The sequence below is a fragment of the Microcoleus sp. Pol12B5 genome (genome assembly GCF_036701335.1).
Lineage (GTDB): Bacteria > Cyanobacteriota > Cyanobacteriia > Cyanobacteriales > Microcoleaceae > Microcoleus.
This window is the reverse complement of record NZ_JAUBQQ010000028.1, coordinates 54559-61800: the sequence shown is the minus strand read 5'-3', so window position 1 is coordinate 61800 and position 7242 is coordinate 54559. Positions and strand designations below refer to the sequence as shown.

Sequence of the window (7242 nt, the reverse complement as noted above, 5' to 3'; positions counted from 1 at the left end):
GGAGTGGTTCCATTACATCATAAGCACCAGGAAAGCTTTGAAAACTTTTAATCCTGTGTCTGCGTTTAGTTTGATGCCCTGCATCTCTTTCGCTCGACTTAATTACTTTATCAAGTTTTCCCTAGTCTGTCAACTCCTTTGTCAAAACTTTTTTTCGCTCGCCCGAAACAGCCCCCAATAGCCGAGTTTGACGTATTATTTGCCAGTGTGGCCGATCAACCTTTAACTCACAAATCCAAAAACGCCGCATCGACACCCTGTTCTCTGCGAATCTTCCCGTCCTTCACAAACCACGCCACGACATGCTTAACTGTTAATTGTTCGATCCCGATGTCGGCTTCTGTAGCAATTTGCCTCAAAGGCCGCAAAGACGCAATTACCAAATTCGTAAAAAAGTTTTCAAAACTAGCATCAAGTTCGATCGACCCTTTAATACTCTCATCATTCTTAATCCAATCCATCACCTGCCCATTAGTCACCTCAGCCACAGGCAAACCCGTCTCCCCTGAAATTTGCTTGAGCACCCTCAAAGCATAAATTGCCACCCGCGCCGAAAACTTTTCCTTCGACGACAGCAGCGCCATATCAACTTCGGCACACTCTTCCGGCTTTAAAAAATCTGCTAGCGGTTCCATATATTAAAAATTGCTAATTGCTAATCGGTAATCGGTAATTGGTAATCCCTGACATCCGTTACACTCATCCGTTGCCGAACTTCCATGCGTGACATCTGTTAAATCCCGTACATTGCCTGTTGCCGAACTTCTTCCTTCCTTCTGGCAATCAAATAACCGCAGCGGTGTTCCCCATTAATAATCCAGTGAGTCCGCTCCACAGTACAGTCCGGCAACACTCCCGCAAACATTTCCAACTCATTGCCACACACACTCGGAAAAGTTTCAGCAACATTAGAAATCGCGCAGTTGTGTTCCATCAACACAAATCGATCGCCCAAACCAGTGCGATCGCACATCCCAACCTCTACAGATTCTACAGGATAACACTCAGCCATATAACCTTCAGCCCTGCGAAGCTCCACCAACTTAGTCACCCGTTCTTGCAGCGAACCCGTACCCACTAACCGCCGATAGTCCGTAGCCTTGCGCTGCCACTGTTTTCGCAGGATAGTAATCACTTGCTCGCGGCCGACGGTTTCCGCCAAAGTATCCAAGAAAGAGACTGCAAAATCACCGTAACGATTGGGGAATCGATCGCGCCCCAGACTGGTAAGCTCATAAATGTGCTGCGGCCGCCCCATCCCAGCCTGAACCGACTGATACTGAATCAGCCCCTCCGCTTCCAAATCCTTCAAATGACGGCGAATCGCCTGCGGGCTGATATCCAAAGACTCCGCCAACTCAAGAGCCGTCCCCTGCCCCCCCTTGAGCAAATATTCCAGGATGTCTTGTTTCGTGGAAGTCTGCTGAGTAGTCTCCATCATCTTCACAAAAAATTATTAATTTGACTTTGACAATATCACTATTGTTAATGTAGCTTAAAATATAGTAAAGCAACCAAATTGTTGTTTAACTTCCCAGAGCAGTCCAGCAGAACTCGCTCAAGCCCAGACAGGCACTGCCCCGTCTGCCATCCAGAGAGCATTATCTAGAACACTGAACACGCAAAATAATGAGTTCTACCACAGTCAAAACCTTAGTCAACCAGCCCTACAAATACGGTTTCGTCACCGACATCGAGTCAGACACCATCCCCCGCGGCTTGAGCGAAGATGTAGTCCGCCTGATTTCCGCCAAGAAAAACGAACCGGAATTCATGCTGCAATTCCGCCTCAAAGCATACCGCAAGTGGCTGACAATGACCGAGCCCACCTGGCCCCACGTCAACTATCCCGCGATCGACTACCAACAAATTATCTACTATTCCGCGCCCAAACAAAAGCCCAAGAAGCTCAACAGTTTGGACGAAGTAGACCCGACACTCCTAGAAACCTTCGAGAAACTCGGCATTCCCCTATCCGAACAAAAACGGCTGGGAAATGTCGCCGTCGATGCCGTTTTCGACAGCGTTTCAATTGCCACAACATTTAGAGAAAAGTTAGCCAAAGATGGTGTTATTTTCTGTTCCATCTCAGAAGCCGTCAAAGATTATCCCGAATTAATAGAAAAATATCTCGGCAGCGTCGTACCAGTCGGCGATAACTTTTTTGCAGCCCTCAACTCCGCCGTATTCAGCGACGGTTCATTTGTTTACATTCCCAAAGGCGTAAAATGCCCGATGGAACTGTCAACCTATTTCCGCATCAACAACGGAGATTCCGGCCAGTTCGAGCGCACCCTAATTGTGGCCGAAGAAAACAGTTCTGTGTCTTACCTAGAAGGCTGCACCGCGCCGATGTTTGACACCAATCAACTGCACGCCGCCGTCGTGGAATTGGTAACAATGGACAATGCCGACATCAAATACTCCACAGTGCAAAACTGGTACGCTGGCGACGCCAACGGCAAAGGCGGCATTTACAACTTCGTGACGAAACGGGGTTTGTGTCAAGGAGTCAATTCTAAGATTTCTTGGACACAAGTAGAAACAGGTTCCGCGATTACTTGGAAATATCCCAGTTGCGTGTTAGTCGGCGACAACTCGGTGGGCGAATTCTACTCAGTAGCGTTGACAAACAACAAACAGCAAGCTGACACCGGCACAAAAATGATCCACGTTGGTAAAAATACTCGCAGCACGATTATTTCTAAGGGAATTTCTGCCGGAAATTCATCTAACAGCTATCGCGGATTAGTGAAAATGGGACCGAATGCTAAAGGCTCTCGCAATTACTCTCAGTGCGATTCGATGCTGATTGGGGATAACGCTCAAGCGAATACTTTCCCTTATATTCAAGTGCAGAACCACACTGCTAAAGTGGAACACGAAGCTTCTACTTCTAAAATTGGGGAAGAGCAATTGTTCTTCTTCGCACAGCGGGGAATTTCCGCAGAAAATGCTATTTCCATGATGATTAGCGGTTTCTGTAAAGATGTTTTCAATCAGTTACCGATGGAATTTGCAGCGGAAGCTGATAAGCTGTTGAGTCTGAAGCTGGAAGGAAGTGTCGGATAATTTTCGCGGCCGATAAACCCTTCCAGGCCGAGTCCATTGGTGACAACTTAAGCTCATCGTCCGCCAGGAAATGAATTCCTTGGCTAATAGCTAAACTCCTCTAAACAGGACTAATGAGTTTAAAATTTTCTTCTCAGTCCTCTTCAGAGGACTTTAGCTTTGAGACAGGGAGTTCATTCCCTGGCGGACTATCGGTTTAACGTTAAATTGTCACCAATGGGTACAGCCTAGGAACGAGAAGAAAAAACTGTAAAGTGCATTGAGGAAAAGGACAAAAATAGATGATTGTAGAAAATAGTCAAGTGGTGCTATCCGTCCGCGATTTAAATGCGAATGTGGAAGATACCCAAATCCTTAAGGGTTTGAATCTGGAAATAAAATCGGGTGAAATTCACGCGATTATGGGCCCGAACGGCTCTGGAAAAAGCACTTTATCCAAGATATTAGCGGGCCATCCTGCTTATACAGTAACGGGTGGAGAAGTTACTTTTCTGGGGCAGAACCTGCTGGAGTTACCGCCGGAAGAACGCTCTTTGGCTGGCGTATTTCTGGCTTTCCAATATCCTTTAGAAATTCCCGGCGTTAGCAATCTGGATTTCTTGCGCGTGGCTTACAATGCTCACCGCAAACATCGCGGCTTGGAAGAATTGGATGCTTTTGATTTCCAAGATTTAATCGAGGAGAAGCTGGATATTGTCAAGATGAATGATTCTTTTTTAAGCCGCAGCGTAAATGAGGGTTTTTCCGGTGGCGAGAAAAAGCGCAATGAGATTTTGCAAATGGCGTTGTTGGAACCGAGATTAGCTATTTTAGACGAGACTGATTCTGGTTTGGATATCGATGCTCTCAAGATTGTCGCCGGCGGTGTGAATCAGTTGTCAACTCCTGAAAATTCGATGTTGGTGATTACTCACTATCAACGGTTGCTGAATTACATTATTCCTGATTTTATTCACGTCATGGAAGCCGGCAGAATTATCTTGACTGGCCCGAAAGAGTTGGCGCTGGAATTGGAAGAGCGCGGTTATGACTGGGTTGTGGAAGAGGAAGCAGCAGGAGTAGGCGCGCGATGATGAATACGCAAGTTGCTAGTAGGGAAATGTTTTTGACTGATTTGGTGAATCAGTGCGGCAAGTTGGGCGCAACTAATAACGAAAGTTCTGCTTACGGGTTGCAGGATTTGCGGGATGCGGCGACGGAATACGTGCTTTCTTCGAGTTTTCCGACGGTGAGGGATGAAGAATGGCGCTTTACTGATTTGTCGTCGGTGTTGGAAATTCCTTTTCATATACCCCAGAGCAATCAGTCAAAAGTTAAGCTGGCTGATATCATTATGCCAGTGAAAAATCGGGATGATTTACCATTAAGATTGGTATTTGTCAACGGTTTTTATGCGCCGGATTTGTCAACGGTAGAGTCGTTGGTTTTGCCGAATTTGCCGCTCGACTTTTACGCAGGTAATCTATCCAATGTACCCGAAAAATATCAAGGCCGCATCAGCGATGTTTTGAGCAAGCACAGACAGCAAACCGAGGTATTTACCGCGCTGAATACTGCGGGTTTGGCGGATTCTGCGGTGGTGTTCGTACCGGCCAATATGTCGATCGACCTTCCGATTCACTTGCTGTTCCTGACAGCGCCAGGTGCATCTCCCACGATGTCCCAGCCGCACTGCTTGGTCATAGCTGAGCCTGGAAGCAATGTGACGCTGGTTGAGGATTACGCAACTATCGGTAATGTCGCTGCATTTACGAATGCTGTAACGGATGTTGTAGTCGGCGAAAACGCCACTGTGAATCACGTTCGGCTGCAGCGGGAAGGTGGAGAGGTTGTTCATATCGGCAAAAGTGCGATCGAGCAATCTCGTAATAGCCGTTACACTTGCCATGCTATCAGCTTGGGAGGCAAAATATCGCGGCACAATTTAGAAGTTTTTCAGCGCGGCGAAGCCACTGAAACAACTTTAAACGGCTTAAGCGTAGCCTTTGGGGAACAGTTGGCGGACACTCACAGTTTAATCGATTTTAATCACCCTCACGGTACAAGCCGCCAACTTCACAAGTGCATTATCGGCAACAAAGCTCGCGCTGTATTTAACGGCAAAGTTTTCGTTCGCAAAGCCGCACAATTGACAGATGCTGGACAATTGAGCCGAAACTTGTTGCTGTCGCCGAGAGCTCGCGTAGACACTAAACCGCAGTTGGAAATTGTCGCCGACAACGTTAAATGTTCCCACGGTGCAACTGTCAGTCAATTAGAAGATGATGAACTTTTTTACTTGCAAAGTCGCGGTTTGGATTTAGAAAGAAGCCGCTATTTGCTAATCGATGCTTTTGCAGCAGAAATTCTCAATTTGTTGCCAATTGTAGGTGTGGCGAAAATGCTTTCTACCTGTGTGGCTATTCAAGAATAAAAGAATTAGCAACAGACTGGAGGGTGTTTTATTACCTTTGCAATCAAAGCCGGAGATCCCCCTAAATCCCCCTTAAGAAGGGGGACTTTGAGAATACTCTTTTCCCTCCCTGGATAAGAGGGACTTTGAGAATACTTTTTTCCCCGCCTTATTAAGGGGGGTTAGGGGGGGATCTCCGGGTTTCAGAATACGCCTTATAAGCGAGTTCCACAACAATACTAACTTCCAAAAATATGACACTTATTCAAGAAAAAACACTTGCATCAAAAGTTCGCGGCGACTTCCCAATTTTGAATGAAAAAGTAAATGGCAAACCGCTAGTTTATTTAGACAATGCAGCTACTTCTCAAAAACCCCTAGCTGTGCTCAACGCTTGGCGTGATTACTACGGACAATACAATGCAAACGTGCACCGTGGCGCTCACACTCTCAGCGCCAAAGCTACTGATGCTTACGAAGGTGCGAGAGACAAAGTTGCGGCGTTTGTAAATGCCGCGTCGCGGCAAGAAATTGTTTACACTCGCAACGCCACCGAAGCGATTAATTTGGTTGCTTATTCTTGGGGTTTGAGCAATCTGCAAGCCGGAGATGAAATAATCCTGTCGGTAATGGAACACCACAGCAATCTCGTTCCCTGGCAAATGATGGCTCAAAGAACCGGTGCGGTGCTGAAGTTTGTCGAGTTAACGGAAACTAACGAGTTTGATGTGGAACAGTTTAAAACGCTGATTTCCCATAAAACTAAATTGGTGTCAACCGTTCACGTTTCTAATACTTTAGGCTGCATTAGTCCTGTCAAAGAAATCTGCGAAATTGCCCACAGTTTCGGCGCGAAAGTTTTAATTGATGCTTGCCAAAGCGTGCCGCACATGATAGTAGATGTGCAAGCAATAGATTGCGATTGGCTGGTTGCTTCCGGTCACAAAATGTGCGCTCCGACTGGCATCGGTTTTCTGTACGGTAAACTCGACTTGCTGAGAGAAATGCCTCCGTTCTTCGGCGGCGGCGAGATGATTGCTGACGTGTTTCTCGATTATTCCACCTATGCCGATTTGCCGCACAAATTTGAGGCCGGCACGCCTGCAATCGGCGAGGCGATCGCCCTTGGTGCAGCAATCGATTATCTTAGTAACATTGGCATGGATAAGATTCACGCTTACGAAGCAGAATTGACTGCTTATATGTTCCAACAATTGCGGCAAATTCCCGAGATAAAAATTTACGGGCCGCAGCCAGACAGCAACGGCGAAGGTAGGGCAGCTTTGGCAGCATTTACTGCGGGAGAAATTCACTCTCAAGACTTGTCTACCATGTTAGATCAGGAGGGAGTCGCCATTCGTTCCGGGCATCACTGCACGCAAGCTTTGCACCGCTATTTGAACGTTTCATCTACGGCGCGGGCGAGTTTGTATTTTTACAATACTCGCGAGGAGATTGATGTGTTTGTGAAAGCGTTGAAAGAGACGATAGACTTTTTTGCTGGGATTATGGGATAAGTTAATTAGTGATTGAAATGGCTTTTTTTTGAACCGCAGATGTCGGCAGATGAACAGGGATGAACGCAGATGAAGAACAAATCTAAATCGGTCAATATCGCTCTTTCTTCATCCGCGTTCATCAGCGTCTATCCGCCTACATCTGCGGTTCAAAAAAGATTAGCCTAATTAAAATTCCCTAATCTCAGGATGAACAAATTGATAACCAGCCGCCTTAATCTTTGGATTCGACACCCTCGCATTATTGGGGTAAGTTAATTA

Annotated in this window: 6 protein-coding genes; 4 read left to right on the top strand and 2 right to left on the bottom strand. The window is 46.5% G+C overall.

Features of this window, described 5'->3' with window-relative positions; all coding sequences use genetic code 11:
• Positions 1 to 227 precede the first annotated feature (227 nt).
• The gene (locus tag QUA24_RS14595; protein WP_333230508.1) at positions 228 to 635 is read right to left on the bottom strand and encodes a hypothetical protein; all 408 of its coding nucleotides are present in this window, start codon (positions 633 to 635) and stop codon (positions 228 to 230) included.
• Between the two features lie 98 nt (positions 636 to 733).
• Positions 734 to 1441, bottom strand: a complete 708-nt coding sequence (gene sufR / locus QUA24_RS14590; protein ID WP_333230507.1) for an iron-sulfur cluster biosynthesis transcriptional regulator SufR — start codon at positions 1439 to 1441, stop codon at positions 734 to 736.
• Between the two features lie 188 nt (positions 1442 to 1629).
• Between sufR and sufB the strand changes: the two genes are divergently transcribed.
• The 4 genes from sufB (at position 1630) to QUA24_RS14570 (ending at position 6981) form a co-directional block, all read left to right on the top strand.
• Complete coding sequence (sufB, locus tag QUA24_RS14585; protein ID WP_333103299.1) at positions 1630 to 3072, top strand: Fe-S cluster assembly protein SufB; 1443 nt, start codon at positions 1630 to 1632, stop codon at positions 3070 to 3072.
• A gap of 281 nt (positions 3073 to 3353) precedes the next feature.
• The gene (gene sufC, locus QUA24_RS14580; protein WP_333230506.1) at positions 3354 to 4145 is read left to right on the top strand and encodes a Fe-S cluster assembly ATPase SufC; all 792 of its coding nucleotides are present in this window, start codon (positions 3354 to 3356) and stop codon (positions 4143 to 4145) included.
• Positions 4142 to 5485: a Fe-S cluster assembly protein SufD gene (sufD, locus tag QUA24_RS14575; protein WP_333230505.1), complete on the top strand. Its 1344-nt coding sequence runs from the start codon at positions 4142 to 4144 to the stop codon at positions 5483 to 5485. Before sufC ends, sufD begins: the two co-directional genes overlap by 4 nt.
• A 233-nt stretch (positions 5486 to 5718) precedes the next feature.
• On the top strand, positions 5719 to 6981 hold the full coding sequence (locus QUA24_RS14570) for a SufS family cysteine desulfurase (protein ID WP_333230504.1): 1263 nt from the start codon (positions 5719 to 5721) through the stop codon (positions 6979 to 6981).
• Positions 6982 to 7242 lie beyond the last annotated feature (261 nt).

Bases quoted from the DNA above. Each gene is read 5' to 3' on its own strand.
- sufC (WP_333230506.1), top strand. From the start codon at position 3,354: ATGATTGTAGAAAATAGTCAAGTGGTGCTATCCGTCCGCGATTTAAAT.
- QUA24_RS14570 (WP_333230504.1), top strand. From the start codon at position 5,719: ATGACACTTATTCAAGAAAAAACACTTGCATCAAAAGTTCGCGGCGAC.
- sufR (WP_333230507.1), bottom strand. From the start codon at position 1,441: ATGATGGAGACTACTCAGCAGACTTCCACGAAACAAGACATCCTGGAA.
- sufD (WP_333230505.1), top strand. From the start codon at position 4,142: ATGATGAATACGCAAGTTGCTAGTAGGGAAATGTTTTTGACTGATTTG.
- sufB (WP_333103299.1), top strand. From the start codon at position 1,630: ATGAGTTCTACCACAGTCAAAACCTTAGTCAACCAGCCCTACAAATAC.
- QUA24_RS14595 (WP_333230508.1), bottom strand. From the start codon at position 635: ATGGAACCGCTAGCAGATTTTTTAAAGCCGGAAGAGTGTGCCGAAGTT.